General features: G+C 67.0%; 22 protein-coding genes and 1 tRNA gene. 13 read left to right on the plus strand and 10 right to left on the minus strand.

Annotation, left to right across the window (positions count from 1 at the left end; all coding sequences use genetic code 11):
- The first annotated feature begins 2 nt into the window (after positions 1-2).
- A complete protein-coding gene (gene rsmA / locus AOP75_RS07780; protein ID WP_062077962.1) occupies positions 3-857 on the plus strand; it encodes a 16S rRNA (adenine(1518)-N(6)/adenine(1519)-N(6))-dimethyltransferase RsmA in 855 nt (284 codons plus the stop codon).
- A 49-nt stretch (positions 858-906) separates the two neighbouring features.
- Entirely contained in the window at positions 907-1836 is a 930-nt protein-coding gene (locus tag AOP75_RS07785; protein ID WP_062077964.1) for a 4-(cytidine 5'-diphospho)-2-C-methyl-D-erythritol kinase, read from the plus strand.
- Positions 1837-1931: 95 nt separating this feature from the next.
- Here the strand turns inward: AOP75_RS07785 and mscL are convergent, their stop codons facing one another.
- A complete protein-coding gene (mscL, locus tag AOP75_RS07790) occupies positions 1932-2315 on the minus strand; it encodes a large conductance mechanosensitive channel protein MscL (protein ID WP_062077966.1) in 384 nt (127 codons plus the stop codon).
- Between the two features lie 119 nt (positions 2316-2434).
- Positions 2435-3034, minus strand: coding sequence for a TetR/AcrR family transcriptional regulator (locus AOP75_RS07795; protein ID WP_062077968.1), 600 nt, complete (start codon positions 3032-3034; stop codon positions 2435-2437).
- Positions 3035-3131: 97 nt separating this feature from the next.
- Here AOP75_RS07795 and AOP75_RS07800 point away from each other — a divergent pair.
- The 3 genes from AOP75_RS07800 to AOP75_RS07810 all read left to right on the plus strand — a co-directional run bounded on the left by AOP75_RS07800 (position 3132) and on the right by AOP75_RS07810 (position 5864).
- A tRNA-Gln gene (locus AOP75_RS07800) sits at positions 3132-3203 on the plus strand.
- Between the two features lie 121 nt (positions 3204-3324).
- Positions 3325-4887, plus strand: coding sequence for a bifunctional UDP-N-acetylglucosamine diphosphorylase/glucosamine-1-phosphate N-acetyltransferase GlmU (gene glmU / locus AOP75_RS07805; RefSeq protein ID WP_062077970.1), 1563 nt, complete (start codon positions 3325-3327; stop codon positions 4885-4887).
- Positions 4884-5864, plus strand: coding sequence for a ribose-phosphate diphosphokinase (locus AOP75_RS07810; RefSeq protein WP_062077972.1), 981 nt, complete (start codon positions 4884-4886; stop codon positions 5862-5864). Before glmU ends, AOP75_RS07810 begins: the two co-directional genes overlap by 4 nt.
- 92 nt (positions 5865-5956) lie before the next feature.
- Here the strand turns inward: AOP75_RS07810 and AOP75_RS07815 are convergent, their stop codons facing one another.
- Both AOP75_RS07815 and AOP75_RS07820 read right to left on the minus strand, forming a co-directional pair.
- Positions 5957-6670: a phosphatase PAP2 family protein gene (locus tag AOP75_RS07815; RefSeq protein WP_062077974.1), complete on the minus strand. Its 714-nt coding sequence runs from the start codon at positions 6668-6670 to the stop codon at positions 5957-5959.
- Positions 6671-6674: 4 nt separating this feature from the next.
- Positions 6675-7442, minus strand: coding sequence for a DUF1206 domain-containing protein (locus tag AOP75_RS07820; protein ID WP_161794557.1), 768 nt, complete (start codon positions 7440-7442; stop codon positions 6675-6677).
- A 273-nt stretch (positions 7443-7715) separates the two neighbouring features.
- Here AOP75_RS07820 and AOP75_RS07825 point away from each other — a divergent pair, with 273 nt between their 5' ends.
- From AOP75_RS07825 to AOP75_RS07840, 4 genes are all read left to right on the plus strand, one after another.
- Positions 7716-8333 carry a 50S ribosomal protein L25/general stress protein Ctc gene (locus AOP75_RS07825; protein ID WP_062077978.1) on the plus strand — a complete coding sequence of 206 codons (618 nt, stop codon included), beginning with the start codon at positions 7716-7718 and terminating at the stop codon, positions 8331-8333.
- Positions 8334-8458: 125 nt separating this feature from the next.
- Complete coding sequence (pth, locus tag AOP75_RS07830) at positions 8459-9034, plus strand: aminoacyl-tRNA hydrolase (protein ID WP_062077980.1); 576 nt, start codon at positions 8459-8461, stop codon at positions 9032-9034.
- A 230-nt stretch (positions 9035-9264) separates the two neighbouring features.
- Positions 9265-10005 (plus strand): HAD family hydrolase, encoded by a 741-nt coding sequence (locus tag AOP75_RS07835; RefSeq protein ID WP_062077982.1) that lies wholly within the window; start codon positions 9265-9267, stop codon positions 10003-10005.
- Positions 10002-12557 carry a glycoside hydrolase family 65 protein gene (locus tag AOP75_RS07840; protein ID WP_062077984.1) on the plus strand — a complete coding sequence of 852 codons (2556 nt, stop codon included), beginning with the start codon at positions 10002-10004 and terminating at the stop codon, positions 12555-12557. The genes AOP75_RS07835 and AOP75_RS07840 overlap by 4 nt, the downstream gene beginning before the upstream one ends.
- Before the next feature lie 127 nt (positions 12558-12684).
- On the opposite strand, the gene AOP75_RS07845 is transcribed toward AOP75_RS07840, so the two are convergent.
- From AOP75_RS07845 to AOP75_RS07870, 6 genes are all read right to left on the minus strand, one after another.
- Entirely contained in the window at positions 12685-13419 is a 735-nt protein-coding gene (locus AOP75_RS07845) for an amino acid ABC transporter ATP-binding protein (RefSeq protein ID WP_062077986.1), read from the minus strand.
- Positions 13416-14279 (minus strand): amino acid ABC transporter permease, encoded by an 864-nt coding sequence (locus tag AOP75_RS07850; protein WP_062077988.1) that lies wholly within the window; start codon positions 14277-14279, stop codon positions 13416-13418. The genes AOP75_RS07845 and AOP75_RS07850 overlap by 4 nt, the downstream gene beginning before the upstream one ends.
- A gap of 12 nt (positions 14280-14291) precedes the next feature.
- The gene (locus AOP75_RS07855; RefSeq protein WP_062077990.1) at positions 14292-15185 is read right to left on the minus strand and encodes an ABC transporter substrate-binding protein; all 894 of its coding nucleotides are present in this window, start codon (positions 15183-15185) and stop codon (positions 14292-14294) included.
- Positions 15186-15260: 75 nt separating this feature from the next.
- Positions 15261-15698, minus strand: coding sequence for a cupin domain-containing protein (locus tag AOP75_RS07860; RefSeq protein ID WP_062077992.1), 438 nt, complete (start codon positions 15696-15698; stop codon positions 15261-15263).
- Positions 15695-17029 (minus strand): amidohydrolase family protein, encoded by a 1335-nt coding sequence (locus tag AOP75_RS07865; protein WP_062077994.1) that lies wholly within the window; start codon positions 17027-17029, stop codon positions 15695-15697. The genes AOP75_RS07860 and AOP75_RS07865 overlap by 4 nt, the downstream gene beginning before the upstream one ends.
- Positions 17026-18498, minus strand: a complete 1473-nt coding sequence (locus AOP75_RS07870) for an adenosylhomocysteinase (RefSeq protein ID WP_062077996.1) — start codon at positions 18496-18498, stop codon at positions 17026-17028. The genes AOP75_RS07865 and AOP75_RS07870 overlap by 4 nt, the downstream gene beginning before the upstream one ends.
- A 167-nt stretch (positions 18499-18665) precedes the next feature.
- Here AOP75_RS07870 and mfd point away from each other — a divergent pair, with 167 nt between their 5' ends.
- The 4 genes from mfd to eno all read left to right on the plus strand — a co-directional run bounded on the left by mfd (position 18666) and on the right by eno (position 24826).
- Positions 18666-22142 (plus strand): transcription-repair coupling factor, encoded by a 3477-nt coding sequence (gene mfd, locus AOP75_RS07875; RefSeq protein ID WP_062077998.1) that lies wholly within the window; start codon positions 18666-18668, stop codon positions 22140-22142.
- A 5-nt stretch (positions 22143-22147) separates the two neighbouring features.
- The gene (locus AOP75_RS07880) at positions 22148-22771 is read left to right on the plus strand and encodes a hypothetical protein (protein ID WP_062078000.1); all 624 of its coding nucleotides are present in this window, start codon (positions 22148-22150) and stop codon (positions 22769-22771) included.
- Positions 22764-23462 carry a nucleoside triphosphate pyrophosphohydrolase gene (locus AOP75_RS07885; protein ID WP_236683091.1) on the plus strand — a complete coding sequence of 233 codons (699 nt, stop codon included), beginning with the start codon at positions 22764-22766 and terminating at the stop codon, positions 23460-23462. The genes AOP75_RS07880 and AOP75_RS07885 overlap by 8 nt, the downstream gene beginning before the upstream one ends.
- A gap of 80 nt (positions 23463-23542) precedes the next feature.
- Entirely contained in the window at positions 23543-24826 is a 1284-nt protein-coding gene (gene eno, locus AOP75_RS07890) for a phosphopyruvate hydratase (RefSeq protein WP_062078003.1), read from the plus strand.
- Positions 24827-24938: the final 112 nt, after the last annotated feature.

Consider the following 24938-nt stretch of genomic DNA (forward strand, 5'->3'; position numbering starts at 1 on the left):
GCGTGGCCGAACTCCTCGGCCCGTCGGACATCCGGTCACTCGCGGAGTCCCTCGGCACCGCTCCCACGAAAAAGTGGGGCCAGAACTTCGTCGTGGACGCCGGCACTGTGCGTCGCATTGTCCGTATCGCGGGCGTGGGCGCGTCCGACCACGTCGTCGAGGTGGGCCCTGGCCTGGGCTCACTGACCCTTGCCTTGCTGGAATCCGGCGCCCACGTCACCGCCGTCGAGATCGATCCTCTTCTCGCGGGAGCGTTGGGGGACACCGTCGCCCAACGTGCACCCGAGGAAGCCCAGCGGCTCACCGTCATGCACAGCGACGCGCTCAAGGTGACCTCGCTGGAGGCCGCGCCGACAGCGCTGGTCGCCAACCTGCCCTACAACGTGTCCGTACCGGTCATTTTGCACTTCTTGGAGACGTTTCCGACCCTCGAGCGCGTCCTCGTCATGGTCCAGGCCGAGGTCGCTGACCGCCTCGCGGCCGGGCCGGGCTCGCGCACGTACGGCATTCCGTCAGCGAAGGCGGCGTGGTACTGCTCGGTGCGACGCGCCGGGGACGTGGGACGTGCCGTGTTCTGGCCGGTGCCGCGCGTGGATTCCGCGCTCGTGCTCATGGAGCGGCGCGAGGTCCCCACCACGGACGCGAGCCGCCAAGATGTGTTCGCAGTGATCGATGCGGCCTTCGCTCAGCGACGCAAGGGCCTGCGTGGCGCGCTGGCCGGGATCGCCGGTTCCGGGGCGGCCGCGGAGGACGCACTGGTGAGCGTCGGGATTGCGCCGCTGACTCGCGGTGAACAACTCGACATCGGTGACTTTGTGCGCATCAGTGAGGCGCTCGCTGCGCAACGCTCCGCCTAGAAGCCTGCCCGTTTCTCGCCGGGCGGGGATATCTGGGAGAGTGAGCGGCATGAGCCCCTCCGTGACTGTCCGTGCGCCGGGCAAGATCAACCTTCAGCTCGCCGTGGGACCGCTGGGTGCAGACGGTTATCACCCGCTCGCGACAGTGTTTCAAGCCGTCGACCTCTACGAGACGGTGCGGGCGACCGTGCGTGATGACGACGAGATTCGTGTCACGGTCGAGGCGCCGCGCACGCTCGGCATCGACACTGCTGCCGTCCCCACCGACGCCTCCAACCTGGCGGTGAAGGCCGCGTATGCGCTGCGTGCGGCGTACGGCATGGATTTGGGCGTAGACCTTCATATCGTGAAGGGAGTGCCGGTCGCAGGCGGCATGGCTGGCGGAAGCGCGGACGCCGCCGCCGCGCTCGTTGCCTGTGCCGAGGCGTGGGGCATGGCGGTGTCGCGCCAGGAACTCGACACGATCGCCGCCTCATTGGGGGCTGACGTGCCCTTCTCTTTGCACGGCCACACTGCGGTGGGCCTGGGACGTGGCAGCGATCTGTCCCCAGCGATGTCTCGGGGCGAGTTCCACTGGACGTTGGCGACGCAGCGCGCGGGTCTATCGACGCCAGCGGTGTACGGCCGCTTCGACGAGCAGGTGGCAGACGGCGCCCCGGTCGAAGCGGACCCGCAGATTAGCCAGGAACTGATGGCGGCCCTGATGTCAGGCGACCCCCACCGTGTAGGTGCGGCGCTGTCGAATGACCTGCAGGCGGCGGCGCTCGACCTCGCGCCGCACCTGTCCAGGGTGATGGACGCCGCGCGGGAGGCGGAGGCGTTGGGGGTCATGGTCTCCGGCTCGGGCCCCACCGTGGCGGCTCTGGGCAGGTCGCGGCAGCATGCGCTCGCGATCGCCGCTCACATTAGCGCTGCCGATGTGGCCGACTCGGTGCTGACCGCCTCTGGCCCGGCGCCGGGCGCCACGATCGTCAACTAACCCCCGCCCCCGAGACCACACTTCACGCCAAATGGCTCCATTTGGCTGGTTTAGCGGCGCTAGACAGCGAAATGGAGCCATTTGGCGGGAGGAGGTCAGCGCTTGGCGAGCGCGTCGCGAATCTCCATGAGGAGCTCGACCTCGGTGGGGCCCTCCTCCTCCACGACCTCGTCCGCCTTCTTGCGGCGAGCAGCGAGCTTGTTCATGGGCACCACGACCACGAAGTAGATCGCCGCAGCGATGGTCACGAACTTGAAGAGTGCGTCAAGCACCAACCCGATGCTGAAAACAGCGTTGTTGATCGTGAACGTCATGACCTGCGTCAGGTCAGGCTCACCAAAGATCATGGCGATGATCGGAGTGAGGATGCCGTCCACGACCGACGTAATCACGGCCGCAAAAGCCGTGCCGATCACGATGCCGACAGCGAGGTCAACGACGTTGCCGCGAGTGATGAATTCCTTGAAGCCCTGAATCATGGGAAGTCCAATCCGGGAAGGGACACGTGCACTGACGACTGTATTGCAGCCGTCAGTTGCATGCGCGGGGTGACCCACGCATCGGCCCTGGTCCGTACCGGTCTGTCGCCCTTTCAGCGCTACTCAACCGGTGGCATCACCGGGTCGCGCTCAAAGTTGCTCAGGCCGTTCCAGGCAAGGTTCACGAGGTGTGCGGCGACCTCGTCCTTGCTGGGTTCGCGCACCTCTGCCCAGTGCTGGCCGGCAAGCGCGACCATGCCCACCAGCATCTGCGAGTAAATGGGCGCCGTCACGGGATCCAGGCCCCGCTTGGAGAACTGGTGGGCGAGCAGATGCTCCACCTGCGTGGCGACATCGCCAATGAGCGACGAGAACGTGCCAGAGGCCTGGGCGACCGGAGAATCACGGACAAGGATGCGGAAGCCGTCAGGGGAGGACTCGATGTAATCCAGGAGCGCGCGGGCGGCGCGTTCCACGAGTTGGCGGGGGTGCCCGCGCTCAGACAGGGCACCTGTGAGCGCGCCCAGCAGAGCCTCGACTTCGCGGTCAACAATGACCGCGTAGACGCCTTCTTTTCCACCAAAGTGCTCGTAGACGACGGGCTTCGACACATCCGCCCGGGCCGCAATTTCCTCGACTGATGTACCGTCGAAACCACGCTCGGCGAACAGGCCGCGCGCGACGATCAGCAGCTGCTCGCGACGGTCGCGAGCGGTCATGCGGGCACGGGGAGCCTTGCGGTTTTCATCAGTCACGGTTCCTAGTGTGCCGCGAATCCTGGCAGACTGGTCCCTCGTAGCACCGCCAGTCACGCATTCCGCCCTGGTGTAACGGCAGCACGCAGGCCTTTGGAGCCTCGCAGTACAGGTTCGAATCCTGTGGGCGGAGCGGGGTGCGCGGGGAACCGCGCACAGTGAGGTGACCCGGGCCGATGCTCGGGACGCCTCTGCCCTCGCACGGCAGGTAGAGTGGTGCTCACCATCGTTCACAGCCACCCGAAGGGGGTCCGGTGAGTCGGATTCGACCCGCCGCCGTGATGATTCTCGCGGCCGGGGCAGGTACCCGGATGAAGTCCGCTACCCCGAAGGTCTTGCACTCCATCGCAGGCCGATCACTCGTAGGACACGCACTCTCGGCAGCAGCCGAACTCGACCCAGAGCGGATCGTGGTCGTGGTCCGCCACGAGCGAGAGCAGGTCGCGGAGCACATCACCCAGATCGCCCCCCACGCGTTGCTTGCCGATCAAGACGAGATCCCCGGCACAGGTCGCGCCGTGTACTGCGGCCTGTCCGCGCTGGACACCACCGCGATCGCCGCTCAGGTGGCCGCCGGTGCCGTGGGTGATACGTCCGTGTTGGAGACGCAGGTTGAGGGCGCCATCGTGGTCACCAGCGGCGACGTGCCGCTCGTGGACGCGGAGCTCCTGGGCGCGTTGCTTGACTCGCATGCCGACGCGGGCGCTGCAGTCACCGTGTTGACGGCGCGGGTGGAGGACCCCACGGGCTACGGGCGGATTGTGCGTGACGCCGGAACCGACGAGGTTGTCGAGATTGTCGAGCACAAGGACGCCTCTGACGACGTGCGCGAGATCGACGAGATCAACTCCGGCATCTACATCTTCGATGCCGCCGCTCTGCGCGGCGCCGTCGCGCAATTGGACCAGGACAACGCTCAGGGCGAGATGTACTTGCCAGACGTCATCGCCATTGCCCGCCGCGAGGGTGGCCGCGCACACGCGTTCGTCGCGCCCGACGCCGGTGCCGTCGAGGGCGTGAACGACCGGGTCCAACTCGCACAGCTGGGCCGCGCGCTCAACGACCGGATCGTGGAGCGCTGGATGCGTGAAGGCGTGACCGTCGTGGACCCGGCAACGACCTGGATCGACGCGGACGTCGAGCTCGCGCCAGACGTCACGATTTTGCCCGGCACGCAGTTGCACGGCGCAACCCAGATTGCCTCGGGCGCCACGGTGGGCCCCGACACCACTCTCACGGACGTGCAGGTCGGCGCTGGCGCCACCGTCACCCGTACCCACGGCTCGGCTTCCGTCATCGATGAAGACGCGACGGTCGGGCCGTTTTCGTATCTGCGACCCGGCACTCACTTGGGTGCCAGCGGCAAGATTGGCGCGTTTGTCGAGACCAAGAACGCGTCCATTGGCGATCACTCCAAGGTTCCGCACCTGAGCTACGTGGGCGACGCCAGTATTGGCCGCTACACGAACATCGGTGCGGCGACCATCTTCGTGAACTTCGACGGTGTCACGAAGCACCGCTCGACCATTGGCGACCACGTGCGGGTGGGATCAGACAACTCCCTGATCGCGCCCATCACGATTGGCGACGGCGCCTACACCGGAGCGGGCGCGGTGATCCGCCGCGATGTGCCCCCGGGTGCGCTCGGTCGCAACAGTTCGCCCCAGCAAGTCGTTGAGGGATGGGTGCTGGAGCGCCGTCCAGGAACGCCCTCAGCCTCAGCAGCCCACGAGGCGCTGCGCAGCAACGATGATGGACTGTCGGAGGGTGCTCGAGCAGAGCGAGCCGCCGCGACAGAGACTGAAGGAGAGTCATGAGCTCAGATATCTCGCACGCGAGCGAGAAGCGGATGGTCCTGGCCGGCGGCCGGGCACACCCCGAGCTCGCCACGGCCGTCGCCGAGGAGATGGGGATCGAGCTGCTCCCCACCACCGCGTACACCTTCGCTAACGGCGAGTTGTATGTGCGCTTCGGCGAGTCGGTGCGCGGCGCTGACGCCTTTGTCCTGCAGTCCCACGCGGCGCCCATCAATGAGTCGATCATGGAGCAGCTCATCATGGTGGACGCGCTCAAGCGTGCCTCCGCTAAGCGCGTCACCGTGATCATGCCGTGCTACGGCTACGCCCGTCAGGACAAGAAGCACAAGGGACGCGAGCCCATCTCCGCTCGCCTCATGGCTGACCTCTTCAAGACCGCCGGCGCAGACCGCATCATGTCGGTCGATCTTCACACCTCGCAGATCCAGGGCTTTTTCGATGGCCCCGTCGACCACCTGTGGGCCATGCCGCTGCTCGCGCAGTACGTGCGGACCCGCGTCGCCCCTGACAACCTCACCATCGTGTCTCCCGACGCTGGCCGCGTGCGGTTGGCCGATCAGTGGTCCGACTTCCTGGGTGCTCCGCTGGCGATCATCCACAAGCGCCGTGACCCGTCCGTCCCGAACCAGGTCAAGGTGCACGAACTTGTCGGTGAGGTCGAGGGCCGCACCTGCGTGCTCGTGGACGACATGATCGACACCGGCGGCACCATTGTCCAGGCCGCGGAGGCGCTGTTCGAGAACGGCGCTAAGGACGTTATCGTGACGTCCACGCACGGCCTGCTGTCCGGACCCGCGGTGGAGCGCCTACGCGACTCCGGCGTGACCGAGGTCGTTGTGACCGACACCTTGCCAATCTCCGACGACAAGCGCTTCGACAAGCTGACCGTCCTGTCGATCGCCCCGCTGCTGGCACGCGCCATCCGCGAGGTCTTCGACGACGGCTCCGTCACCAGCCTTTTTCAGGGCAACGTCTAAGCCCAGCTCTTGACGCGGCGAATGCCGCGACATACGTGAGGGCCGATGCCGGGGTCACCCCGGCATCGGCCCTCACGTATGTGGGTGGTTCCCTATGTCGCCGAGGTGTGCATCGCGGACGCAGCCACCACGCGCTCCGCGCTGTCGCGCAGCGGCACCCAGTTCCAGGCGATGAGCGCGCACGTGGTGCCGACCACGAATCCCGCGATCACGTCGGTGGGGTGGTGCATCCCGCGGTACACCCGCGATAGCCCTACGCCGATGGGGATGATGACGCACACGACCTGCACTGTCACGCGCAGACCGGTGTGGCGGATTCTCGACGCGCACAAGGCGAACGCGAGGTACACGGCCGTGGAGGCACCCGTGTGCCCGCTGGGAAAGCTCGACGTGGGTGGCGCATGATCAAGCTGGTCGACCTCAGGGCGCGGCCGGCCCACGACAAGCGAGGCGGTCAGAAAGACCAGCGCCTCCACCGCGAGAGCGATGGCTGGCACGATTGCGAACCACCATTGCTTTGACTGCCACCAGATGAAGGCGACGCCGACTACGCAGGTGGCCATCAACACTTGCGTGTTGCCGAGCTCGGACACGACCGCTGTGACGGAGTCGAGCGTTGCTGTGCGCAGGTCGACAGCTGCCTGATTGATCGCCTGCTCATCAATGCCGATGACGTCGACGAGCAAGAAGCCGGTGCCGACGACTGCGCCCCACAGGATCGCTGCGGGTAGGAGCACGCGAAAGACGATGCCGCGGCCCACCTGGCCGCGCGTGGGCGCGGCAAAACCTGGTCCTGGTCCCATCATCGCGTCACATCCGTGCGTAGCGAGCGCGGACAAACGAGTACAGCCCGTAGGCGGCGAACCCGATGCCGACGATGACCACGATCACGGGCCCGCCCGGCAGATCGAGCAGGCTCTTCACTGCACCGTCGAGTCCCTCCGCATCGTCGGGGTCGGCGGTCACGGCCGCGTAAGTGAACAGGCCGCCAACGACGCCGAGCGCCACACCCTTGGCGATGTAGCCGGTCGCGCCCAAGGCACGGACGGTTTTTCCAGAACGGGGAGGTACGGCGCGGAGGTCCTCCATGAACTTCTTGCGGGCGCCCTTCACGATGTGGAACAGGCCAGCGCCAAGGACGCCGATGCCGATGGCACCCACAATGAACTGGCCGCCGGGCCAGCCGAGGATGGTCGCGACGATGCCCTGCGCCTGCGAGTCGCCGCCGCCCCCGGACGATCCCATGGCGATCGATGCCGCGGTGAATGCGAGCACGAGGTACACGCCGGCCTTGCCGAGTGACTTGACGCGATCCTTCGCGCTGTCGCGGGAGCGCAACCCATCAGCGAGTTGCCATAGCCCCAAAGCGGCGAACGCCACGACCGCGATCCACAGGATCACGGCGCCCAGCGTGGTGCTTCCGATCTCGGAGAGCGCTTGGCTTGAACTGGCTTCCTCGCCACTGCCAAATGCGATCCTGGCGATCAGGAATCCGAGCATGATGTGGAGGGCGCCGGATACGGCGTAGCCCGCTCGGGCGCCTTTCTCCCAGATGTCACCGGTACTGCCTTGCCTCATTGACTGCGCAGGTGTGCTCATACTGGTGAGCAACGCGCCGTGGGGTGTTCTGATTCCTCACCGGGCTGGTACATCTTGCCGAAAAGCAGGCGCGATGACCGCGCACACTGCCCGAGCCCCGCGCGATCACGCATCACGCATGCGCGTCCGGTAGACTGATGCGGTTCCTCGGCGAGGCTGGTCACCATGGGTGCCGGCGTGATCGACGCGGCGGTGTGCTGTTGACGCCTGCCTTGCCTGGCTCCACATACCGAATCCCTCAAGGAGAACCTCATGGCTGACAAGCTGCTGCTCGCCGCTCAGGCGCGTACCGAATTCGGCAAGGGTGCGGCCCGCCGCGCTCGCGTCGCCGACCTCATTCCCGCCGTCCTCTACGGCCACGGTGAAGCCCCCACGCACCTGCTGCTGCCGGGTCACGACACGATGATGGCGCTCAAGAACCCCAACGCCCTGCTCACCATCGCGGTTGACGGCGACGAGCAGCTTGCCGTTGCCAAGGACGTTCAGCGCAACCCCATCAAGCGCACGATCACGCACGTTGACCTGCTGCTGGTCAAGAAGGGCGAGAAGATCACCGTTGACGTGCCCGTGCACGTCGAGGGCGAGTCCGCTCCCGGCACCATCCACGTTCTCGAGAACGCCTCGCTGCAGATCCTGGCCGAGGCCACGCACCTGCCCGAGTACCTCACCGTCAACATCGAGGGCATGGAAGAGGGCGACAAGAAGGTCGCCAGCGACCTCGAGCTGCCTAAGGGTTCGGAGCTGGCCGGCGACGCTGACCAGCTGATCATCCACATCTCTGTGCCGCGCACCGCGGCCGAGGAGCCTGAGGCTGACGCCGAGGCCGAGGGTGACGCCGCTGAGGCTGCCGCCGAGGGCGACGAGTCCTAACTCGCACCGCCGTTGCGACGCGCCCGTCACCTGTGGTGGCGGGCGCGTCGCGTTTCGCGGGACACTGGTGCCGCACACATTGACCTGCGCACGGCCAACCGCCTCGCAGACGGAAGGACACGGACGTGAGCGGACTCATCGTGGGGCTTGGCAATCCTGGTGACACGTATGCGGGGACCCGCCACAACATCGGCCAGATGGTCATCGATGAACTCGCCGCAAGATCCGGTTCCAAGCTGAGCGTGCACAAGAAGTCGCGCACCAGGGCGGCGACGGTCCGCATCGGGGGCGAACCCGTGGTGGTTGCGGTGCCGATGTCCTACATGAACGTGTCCGGCGGTCCGGTGTCCTCGCTCGCGGCGTACCAGTCCGTCGCCCCCGCGGACGTCATCGTGGTGCACGACGAACTCGATCTGCCTTTCGGGCAGGTCAAGCTCAAGCGCGGTGGTGGATCCGGTGGCCACAACGGACTCAAGGACATTACCAAGGCCCTTGGTACGCCCGACTACGTGCGGGTCCGGGTCGGCATCGGCCGTCCTCCGGGCAGCATGGACGCGGCGACCTTTGTGTTGAAGCCTTTCTCTGGCGCCGAGCGCAAAGAGCTCGACTTGCTCATCGCCCTGGCCGCTGATGCCGCGGAAGGCGTCGTCACCGACGGGCTTGAGGCGGCGCAGCAATACTTCCACTCGCCGCGCCCCTAGCGTTTCGCTCGCGCCGAGTCACACGGCCACCCAGCGCCCTCTCCACGCCGAATGGAACCATTTCGCTGTTGAGTGCCCGCTAGACGTGCATTTCCTGCCACCTCACGAGGGACTTCGGCCGGCGGGGAATGGACAACCCCCCTGGGAGCGTCACTACTATCGAAGCAGGCAGTGCCGCGGGAGTTCCTACCCGCACCCGACCGTGCCCGTCCCCGACCGAGGGAGTACGCATGACCTCGACCTGGACCATCCCGCCCGCCCCCGGCCGCACCTACCGCGCGGCGCTCTTTGACCTGGACGGGGTGCTGACCCCGACCGCCGAGGTCCACATGAAGGCGTGGGCGGCGATGTTTACCGAGTACTTTTTGCGACACGGCATTACGCCGGCGTATACGGATGCCGATTACTTCGCCTACGTCGACGGCAAGCCACGCTACGACGGTGTCGATGCGTGCCTACGCTCGCGAGGCGTCGAACTACCGTGGGGCGACCCGAGCGACCCTCCCGGAGCGGAGACGGTGTGCGGGATCGGTAACGTGAAGAACGACGCGTTCATGGCGGTGCTGCGCGCAGAGGGTGTGGCGCCGTATCCCGGTTCCGCGAAGCTCGTCCATCACCTGCGCGCTACGGGAGTCCCGGTCGCAGTGGTGTCGAGTTCGCGCAACGCGACTGAGGTGCTGGCCGCTGCGGGCCTCTCGCCCGAGTTCGAGGTGGTCGTGGACGGCAACACTGTTGCCACCGAGGGCATCGCGGGCAAGCCAGCGCCTGACATGTTTGAGTTGGCCGCGCGCCGATTGGGCGTGGCAACGGCCGATGCCGTGGTGATCGAGGACGCCTTCAGCGGCGTGCAAGCGGGGGCGGCGGGTGACTTTGCCCTCGTCGTGGGTGTGGACCGTGGCGCGGGCGCGCAGGCGCTGCTCGACAACGGAGCCGACATTGTGGTGAACGACCTTGAGGAGCTGATGGGATGAAGGCCGCACGGCACAATGACCCGGACAACGCGACGCCGGACTACATGGACCGGCTCCGGTTCCCGGTGGACCCATGGCGGCTTGTCGAAACCGAGTTCTCGAAGGACGACCTCGGGGTCACCGAGACTCTCTTCGCGGTCGGTAATGGCTATTTGGGGTTGCGCGGCAACGTTGAGGATGGGCATGACGCGCACGCGCATGGCACGTTCATCAATGGGTTTCACGAGACGTGGGACATTCAGCACGCGGAAGAGGCATACGGCTTCGCCCGCACCGGCCAGACCATTGTCAACGTGCCGGACTCGAAGATCATGCGTTTGTACGTCAATGATGAGCCACTCCTGCTGTCCGCCGCGGACCTGATCGAGTACGAGCGGGTGCTCGACATGCGCGACGGCGTTCTCACCCGTGAGTTGCTGTGGCGCACGCCCTCGGGGAACCGGGTTCGGGTCAAGTCCCGCCGGATGGTGTCGTTCGCCCAGCGCCACCTCGCGTTGATGACGTACGAGGTGGAACTGCTCGACGAGGCCGCGCCCATCGCGATCTCCTCGCAGTTGCTGAACCGGCAGGCCGGACTCGATGAGTACCGTGCCACTCCGGTCCACACCGGCATGGCCGACCCGCGCAAGGCGAACCGCCTGGACGACCGGGTCCTCGAGCCGCGCGTGCAGCACGCCGAAGGCTCCCGTGTGGTGTTGGGCTACAAGGCCAAGGACTCGGGCATGACGCTGGCGGCGGCGATGCAGCATCACGTCGAGTTCGACGGAGAGTACGACCGGATTGACGAGGTTGATCCCGACTACGCCAAGCACGTGTTCCGCGCGCGCGCCGAGCCCGGCCAGGTGTTCACCCTGACCAAGGTCGTCAGCTACCACACGTCGCGTCTGGTCCCTGCGCGCGAGCTCGCCGACCGCTGCCACCGCACGCTCGACCGAGTGCAGCAGGAGGGCATCGACACCCAGTACCAGCAACAGTTGGCGTGGATGAAGAGCTTCTGGGACCGGTCGGACGTCGAGATCGAGGGACACGACAACATCCAGCAGGCAGTGCGGTGGAACCTGTTCCAGCTGGCACAGGCTGCCGCGCGCGGCGACGGCCTAGGGGTGCCGGCGAAGGGCCTCACGGGTTCCGGCTATGGCGGCCACTACTTCTGGGACTCAGAGATCTACGTGATGCCGTTCTTCACGTACACGTCCCCGATTATCGCCCGCAATGCGCTGCGGTATCGCTATCAGATGCTGCCGGCGGCGCGCCGACGCGCGGGGGAGTTGGCCCAGCACGGTGCGCTGTACCCCTGGCGCACCATCAACGGGGAGGAGGCGTCTGCGTACTACGCGGCCGGCACCGCTCAGTATCACATTGACGCTGACATCTCCTATGCGATCGACAAGTACGTGCGCGCCACCGGCGATGACGAGTTCCTGGCCCGCAACGGCATCGACATTCTGGTCGAAACCGCGCGCATGTGGGCGGACCTGGGCTTTTGGCGCAAAGTCGAGGGCAAGGGTGAGTCCTTCCGCATCCACGGGGTGACGGGCCCGGACGAGTACACGACTGTCGTGAACGACAATCTCTATACGAACGTGATGGCGCGCTTTAACCTTCGTTGCGCGGCTCAGGCAGTTCGGAAGCTCAAGGACCGCTGGCCCGAGCAGCACGACAAGATGGTCGCGCGCCTGGGACTCACCGAGGATGAGGTCACCGAGTGGACGCGTGCGGCCGACGGCATGGCGGTGCTGTGGGACGAGCTCCTGGGCATTCACCCGCAGGACGCACTCTTCAATGAGCGCGAGGTCTGGGACCTGGCCAACACTCCGCCGGAGCAGCGCCCGTTGTTGCTGCACTTCCACCCGCTGGTGATCTACCGTTTCCAGATTTTGAAGCAGGCCGATGTGGTCTTGGCTTTGTTCCTCCAAGGTGAGCACTTCACGCTCGAGGAAAAGCGCAAGGACTTCGAGTACTACGACCCGATCACCACGGGCGATTCCACGCTGTCAGGCGTGGTGCAGTCGATCATCGCGGCCGAGGTGGGCTATCACGAACTGGCGCTGAAGTACTTCTGGAACAGTCTCTTCGTTGACTTGGGCGACCTGCACTCGAATGCAGCGGACGGCGTGCACACGGCGTCCACAGGCGGGGTGTGGTCGGCGCTCGTGTACGGCTTTGGTGGGTTCCGTGACCACGGCGAGGTGCTGCGTTTTGACCCGCGCCTACCGGAGGGGTGGCCCTCGCTGACCTTCCGCCTGACCCAGCGCGGCACCCGCGTCAAGGTGACCGTGCGCGAGGCCTCGATCTCCTTTGCTATCGAGGAGGGGCCAGGCCTCACGATCGACGTGCGCGGTGAACGCCACAGCCTCACTCAGTTGGCAGAGCTTGAGGTTCCACTCGACGGCCAGGGTGAACGCATTCCTGGCGCGCCCGACGCGGAAGCGTTCCACGGCACCGTCCGTGCCGACGGCACAGTGATTAGGCCGTCGCTGCCGACGAACGTGGCGGAGACCGCTGAGATGGAACTGCCCGACGAGGGCCAATTGCGAACCCACGGAAGCTGACTGGGCGACCCAAGCATCGGCCCGCGCTCCCCACGCCAAATGGCTCCATTTCGCTGTTATGCAGTCCTAAAACAGCCAAATGGAGCCATTTGGCGAAAGAGGCGGGGGTGCGGGGGCGGGTGCAGAGTTAGTGGTGCGTGACCCGCGCGAGGAACTCGCGCGTCTCCGGCTGCTGCGGCGCGTCGAAAATCTGCTCCGGCGGTCCCGCCTCAAGAATGCGGCCGCCATGCATGAAGACCACGCGGTCGGCGACGGAACGCGCAAAGGCCATCTCGTGGGTTGCCATCAAGATGGTTGACCCCTGCTCCTTGAGCCCACGCACCAGGTCGAGCACCTCGCCCACGAGCATGGGATCCAACGCGGACGTGATCTCGTCCAACAAGAGCAATTCCGGGTTGGTGAGGATGGCGCGCACAATGGCGACGCGCTGTTGTTGACCGCCGGAGAGCCGGTCGGGGTAGTCGCTCAGTTTGTCGCCCAAGCCAAACTGCTCCAGCAAGGCGGCACCGCGCTCGCGAGCAGTCGCGGCATTTTCGCCGTGCACCTTGCGGGCGGCGAGCGTCACATTGTCGATGACGCGCATGTGAGGAAAGAGGTTGAACTGCTGGAACACCACGCCAATGCGGGCCCGGACCTTGTCCATGTCCACGGCGGGATCGGAGATGTCGTCACCGCTGAGGAGCAGCTGCCCGTCATCGATGCGCTCGATCAGGTTGATGGTGCGCAGCAACGTGGACTTGCCGGAGCCTGACGCCCCGATCAGTACCACGACGTCGTGCTCGTCGAGCGTGAGGTCAACGCCTTTGAGGACGGTGTTGTCGCCAAAGCTCTTCCAGACGTCACGGACCTCGAGGACGCTCATACGACTCCTCCGATCTGCTCGCGGCTGTTCATGCGCGCCGCGACATAGTCCGTGAGGCGCGTCAGCGGTAGGGAGATCGCGATGAACAGCAGCGCGGCGATCACGTAGGGCGTCATGTTGTAGGTCAGAGCGACGTCGATCTGTGCGGCGCGGATCGCATCGACGGCTCCCAGGACGGAGATCAGCCCCACGTCCTTCTGCATCGACACAAAGTCGTTCATGAGCGCAGGGATGACCTTGCGGACACCCTGCGGGATCACGACCATGCGCAGGGTCTTGGCATGGCTGAGGCCAAGGGACCGCGCCGCGATGCGCTGGGAGGGGTGCACGGCCTCCATGCCGGCGCGCAGGACTTCGGCCACGTAGGCCGAGTAGCACAGCCCAATCGCGATGGTTCCCCAGACCGCGGCGCTCATGGGAGGGAAGATGTCCAGCGCGGGGATGCCAAAGCCCACGAGGTACAGCACGATCAGCACTGGCACACCGCGGAACAGATCGACGTACACGGTCGCGAGCATGCGTAGCGGGAAGAACACTGGCCCGCGCAGGGACCGGATGACGGCCAACACGGTGCCGAAGATCGCCACGCCGATTCCCGCAAAGAACAGCGCCCGGATGTTGAGCCACAGGCCCTCAAGGATGTCCGGGAAGCTCTCGCGCCCAATCTCCCAGTTGAAGAAGGTCTGCTTGACGGCGTCCCAGCCAGGGGTGTTGACGACGACCAGGACGGCGACAAGCGCGAATGCGACCGTGGAAGCGGCTGCGATGAGGACGGAGCGCCACGTGGCCTGTCGACGGTACTCCCGTCGTTGCAGCTCAAGTGCACTTGGCTCGTGCACCGGTGGCGCTCCGTCACTCATCGGCGGTCATCCTTAGTTCAGAACGGGCACGTCGACCGCGTCGGACAGCCACTCGGTCTCGAGGGCCTGCAGGGTGCCGTCCTCAGCGAGGGCGTCCACTGCTGCGGAAACGGTCTCCGTGTTGGGTGAGCCCTTGGGCAGCAGGAACGCGAACTGGTCGCCCTCGGCGCCGTCCTCGGTCGGGAACTGGCCCACGATGGCGCCGTTGTCGAGCTCCACTGCGGACAGGTAGAACGCGGAGGGCAGGTCGGTGATGAAAGCGTCGATCTGGCCCGCATTGAACGCGGCGACGGTGTCCTCGGCGGAGTTGAACACTGCGAGGTCGTCCTCGCCGATCATCTCTGCGGCGACGATGTAGCTGGTGGTGCCGGAGGGCACGCCAATGCGCGAGCCAGCGAGTTCAGCGACCGAGGTGGCGCCAGCGAGGTCGGAGTCCGCGTCGGCCACGACAGCCTGAGAGGTCGTGTAGTACGGCGAGGAGAAGTCGACGGCGTTGCGGCGCTCTTCGGTAATGGAGAACTGCTGAATGTTGAGGTCCCAGTCCTTGGCGCCGGGGGCGATGGCGGTCTCGAACGAGGTCCGGACCCACTCGACGTCCTCGGGCAGGTAGCCAAGCTCGGTCGCGACGGCGTACGCCACGGCGGACTCGAAGCCTTCGCCGTTGGTCGGGTCGTCCTCGACCATCCAGGGCTCGTAGGCGGGCTCACCGGTGGCGATGGTCAGCTTGCCCTCGGTCACGGTGTCGAGGGTCGCGGCTGCCTCGGTGGTCGACGCAGCAGTGGGGGTGTCGCTTGCGGCGGGGGTCGCGGAGGTCTCGGCCTCGTTCGAGGACGAGCAGCCGGCTAGCGCCAGTGCGGACAGGGCGACGGCAGCAATGCCGGCGCGGGTCAGGGGGCGAACAGTCATGCGATCTCCATATGAAACGGGGGGAAGGGTATGGAGCGGGGTCGACGCTGATCGCTCCCTCGTGCGCGGGCCATTCTACGTGGGCTCAGCCAGTGCCCAGTCGGCGAAGTCGAATCCTGGGCTCACGACGCAACTCACGAGAGCCTCCGTGTGGCCCGCCAGGTCCGCTGCCTGCCATACGCCCGCCGGCACCACGGCCATGGGTCGGTGCCCCGCGGCCAGGTCTGGTCCGAGCGTGACGGTCTCCACGGCATCGGCCGGTTGGTCGCCGTTGCCGCCCAGGCTGAGCGTGAGCGTGCCGGGACCGTGCCATAGCCACAACTCATCCGAGGTGACGACGTGCCAGGCGGAACGTTCACCCGGCGGCAACAAGTAGTGAATGCAGGTGGCCGCCGGGCGCGTTCCGCCGGGAGTGTCGACCGGCACGGTGCCGGTCCAGACGCGCTTGAACCACCCGCCTTCCGGGTGGGGCTCGAGGGAGAGGGCCGATGCCGTGGCAGGGACAGCGGTCATCGCGCAACTCCGTGCGGTGTGGGGGCGCTCAGGCCGGTCTCCGTGCGGAAGCGCTCTGTGGTGTGCCGCACCCGGCCAGCGGTGACGGTGGCAGCGGCGCGCCCGTCGCCTGACTCAGCGAGCGTGACGATGGTGGCCTCGATCGACGTCACAGGAGTGTCAAAGAAAGCGAGGTCTGCCATGGCGCCCACCGCCAAGTAGCCAGTGCGTCGCGGCCCTTCGTCGATGCCCATGGCGTGCGCGCCCCCCAGCGTCGCGGCGGTGAGCAGCCGCTCGGCGAGGTCGTCTTTGGAGTAGCCCTGGCCGCGTGCGATGCGCATCAATGCCGCGATCTCGCCCATGGGATCGAGGGAAGGCGAAGAGGACAGCGAGTCCGTGCCGATCGCGATGGGGCTGCCCTCGCGCAGGTAGGCCGCGACTGGGGGCGCGTCGAGTCCGATGATCTCGTTGGAGCGCGGGCACAGCGCCACGGTGGTGCCGCGTGCACGGAGGATGGCCCGGTCGCGCTCGGACATGTACACGCCGTGAGCGACGTGGCAGTCGGGCCCGAGCACGCCCAGGTGGTCAACGTAGTCCGTCGCTGACGTGCCGAATCCTGCCTGCCTCAACTCCCTCAAGCTCCCGAGCCCCTGGGACTGCCACGGCCCCAAGTGAGCGGCCTCAAACTCACGTTCGATACCTGACTCGCCCAGGTGAATATGGATGCGCCTGCCGCGCTCGCGAACGATGTCCGGGATCTCCAGCAGCGGGACAATCTCAAGTGAATAGGGCGCGTGCGGGCTCAGCCCCGAGCCGGGGCGGTCGGGCATGGAATCCAGCGCCGCCTCGACCTCGGCGCGACCGTGCTCGCGCCAGTCCTCGTTGGACCAGTCGATGACCTCCCAGTAGGCGATGCCCGCGAGCCCTGCATCGTGGAGGGCCGTCGCGGCCTCGGGATCGGTGACGATGTCTGCGGCTGCCGTGACGCCTGCGACGATCATCTGGCGCGCTCCATCCGCCGCCGCTGCCGCCCAGTCGTGGCCTCGCTGGTAGACGGGATTGAAGCCCGTGACCCAGTCCTCGAAGCCGTTGTATGTGCGGCTCGCGACCTCCGCCATGCCGGTGTACTGCAGGTGGGTGTGGGCGTTGACGAGGCCGGGCATCAGGACCCCTGGCCACCGGACATGGTTGACCGGGAGGCCGCGTTCTTCCAACGAGGCCTCGACCCACGCGCGCTCGCCCACGTGCAGAATGCGCTCGCCGCGCACCGCGATCGCGCCGTCGAGGATGGGTGGCGCCGTGATGGGCAGGACGAGGTCCGCCGAGTACAGCGTGACGGGGAACGAGGTCATGAGGTCTCCGAGGGGTCGGGGCGCACGGCGTAGCGCGGCGAGCGCCAGTCCGAGTGAAGGGCCGATGCCGGGGTGGGTTGCGGCGCAAGGGTCACCCCGCGTACGCGGGCTGCGGTCGCGGCGACGTGGTCAACGGCGGTGGGGCTCAGCGCGTGGACGCCGATGCTGGGGCGAGTGCCGACGACCTCCGCAATGGCCGCGAGTTGGGTGGCGAAGGACAGGTCCATGATTTCGATCGGGTTGCCCTCGGCAGCGGTGACGTTGATGCAGCCGCCGCGGTCAAGAATGAGGGTGCCGGTCGTGGTGCGGTCCACGTGCGGTGCGACGGCGATGAGGCCGCCGTGCCACGAGATCTCGTGCGGTACGCCGCCCGCGACTGCCACAGCAGCCGCAGCGTCCACGAGGTCAGGTCCGACCGTCCCCGGCCATCCCGTGGCGGACACCACGAGCGCGTCCTTGCCCAGGGCATCGGCCGGTCCCACCTCGTAGCCATCGTGGAGAGCGAGCAGCGCGCGAGCCGGGTCGATCTCACTGACGCGCACGTCCGCGCCCAGCGCCCGCAGGTGCGCGGCGACGCCCACTCCCACCGGGCCGTAGCCGATCACGAGTGCAGGTTGATCGCGCACGCTCGCACCCGCGGTGTCCAGTAGGTCGGCGATCGCGAGCACGCAGCTCTGTCCGGTGCCGTAGCGGTTGTCGAAGCCCGTCTTGGTGACCGCGTCGTTGACCGCGACCACGCCGGTAGCCAGCGCGCCGCCGGCGTGCATCGCACGCAGGGGCGTGAGGCCGCTCGTGGTCTCCTCGGTGGCGCCCAGCCAGCGGCGGACCTGGTCGGGGCGCTGGTCGTGCGCCAAGCGGGTGACGTGCGAGCCGTCGTCGACCAGCACGTCGAAGCCACGGTCAATAAACGCCAGCGCGCCAGCGAGTTCTTGATCGGGGGTTGCGTCCGCGTCTGCATCGACGGGCACGCCACGCTCGCGGAGGGCGGCGGCTACCTCCGGGTCCGTCTCGTCTGGATGGGCGTACACCGCGACGGAGGCACCCGCGCTCGCGAGCAGCAGGGCAAGGTTGGCGGTCTTGGGTTCGAGGGTCATCGACACACCCACCGACAATCCGGCCAGCGTGCCCGCGCTCGCGAGTTCGGCGGCGATCGCCGTGGAGACTGGCATGTGCGCGGCGGCGAAGTCGAGCCGGCCCGCGGCGTCGCCGCGTCCGCCCGTCGGGTTGCCGCCGAGCGTGATCGCCCCGGTGTCGGTATCGAACACGACCCTGTCGGCTGCGGTGCTGTCAGCGTCCTGGCCCGATTGCCCCCCATCCACACGAGCGCCCATGCCGCGCAGCATGTCGCTGAGGTATGCGGCGACCACGCCCTCGCCGAGCACGGTCATGGGGCGCCCCGCGATGAGGAGGTTGGTGTCTGAGGCGAAGCGACGCAGCAGCCGCTCCGCTTCTGCGCGCGCATCGGTCATGCAGTCAAGTTTAGGTTCACCGCGCTGCTGGGGTCCCACCCGTTCGCGCCGCGGGCCGTAGCTGCACGTCGATATGGTCACCCCGCGGTCAACCGTGACGCATGTCTCACGGCGTCCGTAGGATAGTGGAGCCGGAGATCCCGGTTTATTGGCATGCCTGGAGAAGCGTGAACCAGCCCCTCAACGCCCTGCTGAGCCACCTGTCTGTACCCGCGCTGGCGGACGGCGCGCACCTGATCGCTGCGGCATCGGCCGCTCCCGCGATCGTGGGTGGCGCTGATGCCGATGGTCCGCTGCTTGTTGTGACAGCCTCGGGAGGCGATGCGGACACGCTTGCCGCGGCCATTGGCGCCTACCGCGACCCGGCGACGATTTCGGTGCTGCCCGCGTGGGAGACGCTGCCGCACGAGCGCCTGAGCCCCCGCTCCGACACGGTCGCGCGGCGCCTCGCGACGCTGCGCAGGCTGGCGCACCCCGCCGAGGTTGAGAAGGAAGCAGGGCTCCCGGCGCTCGAGGTCGTGGTCGCCCCCATTCGCGCCTTGCTCCAGCCCCTGGTAGCCGGCCTGGCTGACCTTGAGCCGGTGCACGTGGCGGTGGGGGAGAGCCACGACCTGACGGCGCTCACGGAGTCTCTCAGCGCGGCTGCGTACACCCGCGTGGACATGGTGGAGCGGCGCGGCGAGTTTGCAGTGCGCGGCGGCATTGTGGACGTCTTTGCACCCACGGATGCGCACCCCGTGCGCATCGAGTTCTTTGGCGATGAGGTTGACGCGATCCGCTCATTCTCCATTGCCGACCAGCGCTCGCTTGAGTCCGTTGGCCGACTATGGGCACCGCCGTGCCGCGAACTCTTGCTTACCGAGGATGTGCGCAGCCGGGCAGCGAGCCTCGTGGAGCAGATTCCGGCCGCCTCGGAGATGCTGACCCGCGTCGCAGACGGACAGGCAGTCGAGGGCATGGAGTCGCTCATCCCGCTGCTCGTGGACCGCCTACAGGCGTTGCCAGAGGTGCTCCCGCGCAATACAACGGTGGTGTTGGTCGAGCCAGAGCGCCTCGCCCGACGCGCGGAGGACTTGGCGCGCACGGCAGACGAGTTCCTCGCTGCGGCGTGGGTGTCCGCGGCCGCCGGCGCCGACTCCCCGCTTGAGCCCACCGAAGGCTCGTTCCTCACCCTGGAACAGTTGCGCGAGGCCGCCCAGGACCGTGGGCTCGCTGTCGCGACGCTTGGCCCCTTTGGTGGCGCCGATGCCACCGTCACCGCGTTGCGCGACCTTGAGGACCATCGTGGTCGCCTGCGCGAAGCGCTCGCCTTGCTGAAGGATCGCTTGGCTCAGGGATGGAGCGTCCTCGTGACCGCGGCCGGCTCTGGCTCGGCGCACCGACTCGCGGAGCAACTGAACGAAGCCGAGATCCCCGCGCGCGTGCAGGAATCGTACGAGCCGCTCGACGGCGCCATCGCCGTGATACCGCACATCACCGGCGCGGGCTTTAGTTCTGAGGACGACCGCGTGCTGGTGATGCACGAGTCCGACCTCACGGGACGCGCCGCCGTCGCTGCGGGCCCCAAGGTCAAGGTGCCCAGCCGACGCCGCAACGCGGTCGACCCGCTGCAATTGCGACCCGGGGACTTCGTTGTCCACGAGGCCCACGGCGTAGGCCGGTTCGTGGAACTCACCAAGCGCAGCGTGCGCGGGATCGAGCGCGAATACCTCGTAATCGAGTACGCGCCGTCCAAGCGCAACGGCCCTGCGGACCGCCTGTCAGTCCCCACCGACCAACTCGATCAGGTCACCAAGTACGTGGGCGGCGAAGCCCCCAGCGTCAACAAGATGGGCGGCTCCGACTGGGCCAAGACCAAGACGCGCGCACGCAAGGCAGTCAAGGAAATCGCCGCGGAGCTGATCCGCCTGTACAGCGCGCGCATGGCCACGACCGGCCGCGAGTTTGGGCCCGACACCCCATGGCAGCGTGAGCTTGAGGAGTCGTTCGCGTTCGTCGAGACCCCTGATCAGTTGTCGACCATTGACGAGGTCAAGCAGGACATGGAGCGCTCCGTGCCGATGGACCGGCTCGTCTGCGGCGACGTGGGCTTCGGCAAGACGGAGGTTGCCGTCCGTGCCGCGTTCAAGGCCATCCAGGACGGCACCCAGGTAGCAGTCCTGTGTCCCACGACCCTGCTCGTGAAGCAGCACGTCGACACGTTCACCGAGCGCTTCGCGCAGTTCCCCGTGACTGTGAAGGCACTGTCGCGCTTCCAGAGTGACAAGGAAGCCAAGGAGATCATCGACGGCCTCGCGGACGGGAGCGTCGACCTCGTGATCGGCACGCACCGCCTCGTCACCGGTCAGGTGCGCTTCAAGAACCTGGGGCTCGTGATCGTCGACGAGGAGCAGCGCTTTGGCGTGGAGCACAAGGAAACCTTGAAGGCCATGCGCACCGACGTGGACGTGCTCGCGATGTCCGCGACCCCTATCCCGCGCACGTTGGAAATGGCCGTCACCGGCATCCGTGAAATGTCCACCCTGGCGACCCCGCCGGAGGAGCGGCACCCGATCCTTACCTACGTGGGGCCACAGGAAAATCCGCAGGTGGCCGCCGCGATCCGTCGCGAGCTGCTGCGCGACGGACAAGTCTTCTACATCCACAACTCTGTAAAGACCATTAATGCAGAGGCCCGCCGCCTGAGCGAGCTGGTGCCGGAGGCGCGGATCGCCGTCGCTCACGGTCAGATGAGCGAGAAGCAACTTGAGCAGGTCATCGTCGATTATTACGACAAGCAGTACGACGTGCTGGTGTGCACCACCATCGTGGAAACGGGCCTCGACATCTCGAACGCGAACACCCTCATCGTGGAGCGTGCGGACAAGTTTGGGCTGAGCCAACTGCACCAGTTGCGAGGTCGCGTGGGCCGCGGCCGCGAACGCGCATACGCCTACTTCCTGTACCCGCCGGACCGCACGCTGACGGAGACGGCGCACGACCGCCTGCAGACCATCGCCGCCAACACCGACCTGGGCGCCGGCATGGCCGTCGCCATGAAGGACCTGGAGATTCGCGGTGCGGGCAACCTGCTGGGCGCAGAGCAGTCTGGTCACATCGAAGGTGTGGGCTTTGACCTCTACATCCGCATGGTCGGCGAGGCCGTAGCTTCCTTCCGCGGCGAGGGCGGCGAGGAGCGCGCGCCCATGACGATCGACCTGCCCATCGACGCCCACATTCCGACGCAATACATCGAGCACGAACGGCTGCGCCTTGAGGCGTACCGGAAGATCGCGGAGGCGAACTCCGCTGAGGAACTCGAGGCCGTCGCCGAGGAACTGCGCGATCGCTACGGAAACCTCCCTGAGCCCGTGGAGAACTTGTTCGCCGTGGCGCGATTGCGCTGCGAGGTGCGCGAGACGGGAGTGACCGACGTGGTTGCGCAGGGCAAGTTCGTGCGGTTCAGCCCGCTCGAGTTGCCGGACTCCGCCGCGATGCGGATCTCGCGCCTGTACCCGGGCACGCTCGTCAAGCCAGCGGTGCGCCAGGTGCTCGTGCCGGCTCCGCTGACCCAGCGCGTGGGAGGCAAGCCCATCGAGGGACCCGAGGTGCTCGACTGGGTTCGCCAGGTCATCACGGCCACGTCCGTGGCACCAGTAGGATGAGGCCCATGACGATCCCCCGACGCCGACGTGCCCTGGCCGCCGCCCTCGCGGGCACGGCCGTTGTTCTGACCGGGTGTGCAGTACCCGGCCAGGATGGCTCCCCGTCAACCGCGGTGTCCTACCAGGACACGGACATCTCGAACGAGCGAGTGTCTGACCTGTACACCGCGTGGACCAGCCAGGGTCACGTGTCCGTCACGCGCCGCGGCGTGCTGACGCTCGAAGTGATGCGCGAGCCAATGCTCGACAACCTCGAGCGCCTTGGCATTCAGTACTCCCGCGACTACATGGAGGACCTGGCGGCCGAACTGATGCGGTCAGAGGCTGTCGAAGGCCAGCCCACCGAGGAACTCGTCGATGGTGTCGAGGCGGCCTACCTCATGGGCGCCTATGGCCTGGCTGACACCACGGGCACCTTGCTGCCGGAGATCGCGCAATCCGTCGAGGACGAGGCCGTGACCTCAACCCGCACCGGAGACTTCTCCGAGGCGGAACTGATCACGACGCTTAATCTCGTGATGCCGTCCGCGAGCAACCGCCTCAACATGAGCGACCCACTGTGGATCACTGAGTTCACGGGCGTGAATGCCTTCGTCGAGCCCGACGAGGACTGGATCGCCAGTGAGTGATGGCCTCACCCGTCTGGTCGAGGTCATGGACCGCCTCAGGTCCCCCGGCGGCTGTCCTTGGGACGCCGAGCAAACGCACGAAACGCTGATCAAGCACGCCCTCGAGGAAGCCTACGAACTGGCCGAGGCCGTCGAGTCTGGTAGCCGCGCTGACCTGCGCGAAGAGTTGGGCGACGTGCTCCTCCAGGTCGTCTTCCACGCGCGCGTTGCGCAGGAACACGCCAGCGACCCCTTCGACATCGACGACGTCGCTGACGGCGTCGCAGACAAGTTGATTGAACGCCACCCGCACGTCTTTGGTGGGGCCGATGCCGGTACGGCCGAGGACGTTCACGCCCGGTGGGAGCGGATCAAGAACGAGACGAAGGGACGACAGTCCGTCATGGACGGCGTCCCGGCCCAGCAGCCCGCCTTGGCGCGGGCGCAAAAGATCATCAGCCGCGCTTCCAAGGCGGGGCTGCAGGTGAACGACCCCGCCGGCGTCGACATCGGCCACCAACTCCTGGAACTGGTCGCCCGCGCGCAGGCAGAGGGCGTGGACGCCGAGGGCGCGCTGCGCGCGGCCGTGAGGGAGTACGAGGCTGCCGCCCGGGAGGCCGAGCGTGCCGCCCAGGCGAGCGCCCCGACTGGGCCGCGCGCCCCAGCGGTTGCCTCCCCAGCATCGGCCGCCACTGAAGGTTCACCCACGTAGGACGTTTGTCAGGGCGCACCCCATGCGGGCCATCGCTAGACTCACGAAGAGAACACCACACACACAACTGAAGGAGCATCATGGCGAGCATTGAGGCCGTTGGCGCACGCGAGATTCTTGACTCGCGCGGCAACCCCACCGTCGAGGTCGAGGTCGCGCTGGAGGACGGCACGTTCGCACGTGCAGCCGTTCCGTCGGGCGCATCGACCGGAGCCTTCGAAGCCGTCGAGCGTCGTGACGGCGACAAGGGCCGCTACTTGGGCAAGGGTGTCGAGGAGGCCGTGGACGCGGTCATCGACGACATCGCACCCGAGATCGTTGGCCTGGACGCTACCGAGCAGCGCCTGATCGACCAGACCATGCTGGACCTGGACGGCACGGACAACAAGGGCAAGCTGGGCGCGAACGCCATCCTCGGCGTCTCGCTCGCCGTGGCCAAGGCCGCTGCGGACTCCGCTGACCTCGCGCTGTTCCGCTACATCGGTGGCCCGAACGCACACGTGCTGCCTGTGCCGATGATGAACATCCTCAACGGTGGCTCGCACGCCGACTCCAACGTTGACATCCAGGAGTTCATGATCGCTCCCGTGGGCGCGCCCACGTTCCGCGAGGCCTACCGCTACGGTGCCGAGGTCTACCACGCTCTCAAGTCCGTGCTCAAGGAGCGCGGTCTGGCGACCGGCCTGGGCGACGAGGGCGGCTTCGCGCCCAACCTTGAGTCCAACCGCGCGGCGCTGGACCTGATCCTGGTCGCCATCGAGAAGGCCGGCCTGACGCCCGGTGAGGATGTCGCGCTCGCGCTCGACGTCGCAGCCACCGAGTTCTTCAAGGATGGTGCCTACCAGTTCGAGGGCACCGCGAAGTCCGGCGAAGAAATGTCCGCCTACTACGAGCAGCTCGTCAACGACTACCCGCTGGTGTCGATCGAGGACCCCCTGTCCGAGGACGAGTGGAGCGACTGGTCGCACCTGGTCGCCACCATTGGCGACAAGACCCAGATCGTGGGCGACGACCTGTTCGTCACCAACCCCACCCGCCTGCAGCGCGGCATCGACGAGAAGGCCGCCAACGCCCTGCTCGTGAAGCTCAACCAGATCGGCACCCTCACCGAGACCATCGACGCCGTGTCGCTCGCGACCCGCGCCGGCTTCACCTCCATGGTGTCGCACCGCTCCGGTGAGACCGAGGACGTCACGATCGCTGACCTCGTGGTCGCGCTCAACACGGGCCAGATCAAGACCGGTGCACCCGCCCGCGGCGAGCGCATCGCGAAGTACAACCAGCTGCTGCGCATCGAAGAGGAGCTGGACGACGCCGCGAAGTACGCCGGCAAGTCCGCCTTCCCGCGCAAGTACTCGGCGTAAGCCACGGCTGGCGGGCTCACGCTCGCCGCTGCCACACAGGGCCGCGAACCTTCGGGTTCGCGGCCCTGTTGCGTGCTTGGGCGCATGCGTCGTCGGGCCCGGGTGTGCGGGC

Origin of the sequence: Demequina globuliformis (assembly GCF_000975155.1) — a bacterium.
GTDB lineage: Bacteria > Actinomycetota > Actinomycetes > Actinomycetales > Demequinaceae > Demequina > Demequina globuliformis.

What these genes read in the sequence shown, in the direction of transcription:
- AOP75_RS07785 (WP_062077964.1), top strand. Translation starts at nt 907, where the DNA reads ATGAGCCCCTCCGTGACTGTCCGTGCGCCGGGCAAGATCAACCTTCAG.
- mscL (WP_062077966.1), bottom strand. Translation starts at nt 2,315, where the DNA reads ATGATTCAGGGCTTCAAGGAATTCATCACTCGCGGCAACGTCGTTGAC.
- AOP75_RS07795 (WP_062077968.1), bottom strand. Translation starts at nt 3,034, where the DNA reads ATGACCGCTCGCGACCGTCGCGAGCAGCTGCTGATCGTCGCGCGCGGC.
- AOP75_RS07810 (WP_062077972.1), top strand. Translation starts at nt 4,884, where the DNA reads ATGAGCTCAGATATCTCGCACGCGAGCGAGAAGCGGATGGTCCTGGCC.
- AOP75_RS07815 (WP_062077974.1), bottom strand. Translation starts at nt 6,670, where the DNA reads ATGATGGGACCAGGACCAGGTTTTGCCGCGCCCACGCGCGGCCAGGTG.
- AOP75_RS07820 (WP_161794557.1), bottom strand. Translation starts at nt 7,442, where the DNA reads ATGAGGCAAGGCAGTACCGGTGACATCTGGGAGAAAGGCGCCCGAGCG.
- AOP75_RS07825 (WP_062077978.1), top strand. Translation starts at nt 7,716, where the DNA reads ATGGCTGACAAGCTGCTGCTCGCCGCTCAGGCGCGTACCGAATTCGGC.
- AOP75_RS07835 (WP_062077982.1), top strand. Translation starts at nt 9,265, where the DNA reads ATGACCTCGACCTGGACCATCCCGCCCGCCCCCGGCCGCACCTACCGC.
- AOP75_RS07840 (WP_062077984.1), top strand. Translation starts at nt 10,002, where the DNA reads ATGAAGGCCGCACGGCACAATGACCCGGACAACGCGACGCCGGACTAC.
- AOP75_RS07845 (WP_062077986.1), bottom strand. Translation starts at nt 13,419, where the DNA reads ATGAGCGTCCTCGAGGTCCGTGACGTCTGGAAGAGCTTTGGCGACAAC.
- AOP75_RS07850 (WP_062077988.1), bottom strand. Translation starts at nt 14,279, where the DNA reads ATGAGTGACGGAGCGCCACCGGTGCACGAGCCAAGTGCACTTGAGCTG.
- AOP75_RS07855 (WP_062077990.1), bottom strand. Translation starts at nt 15,185, where the DNA reads ATGACTGTTCGCCCCCTGACCCGCGCCGGCATTGCTGCCGTCGCCCTG.
- AOP75_RS07860 (WP_062077992.1), bottom strand. Translation starts at nt 15,698, where the DNA reads ATGACCGCTGTCCCTGCCACGGCATCGGCCCTCTCCCTCGAGCCCCAC.
- AOP75_RS07865 (WP_062077994.1), bottom strand. Translation starts at nt 17,029, where the DNA reads ATGACCTCGTTCCCCGTCACGCTGTACTCGGCGGACCTCGTCCTGCCC.
- AOP75_RS07870 (WP_062077996.1), bottom strand. Translation starts at nt 18,498, where the DNA reads ATGACCGATGCGCGCGCAGAAGCGGAGCGGCTGCTGCGTCGCTTCGCC.
- AOP75_RS07880 (WP_062078000.1), top strand. Translation starts at nt 22,148, where the DNA reads ATGACGATCCCCCGACGCCGACGTGCCCTGGCCGCCGCCCTCGCGGGC.
- eno (WP_062078003.1), top strand. Translation starts at nt 23,543, where the DNA reads ATGGCGAGCATTGAGGCCGTTGGCGCACGCGAGATTCTTGACTCGCGC.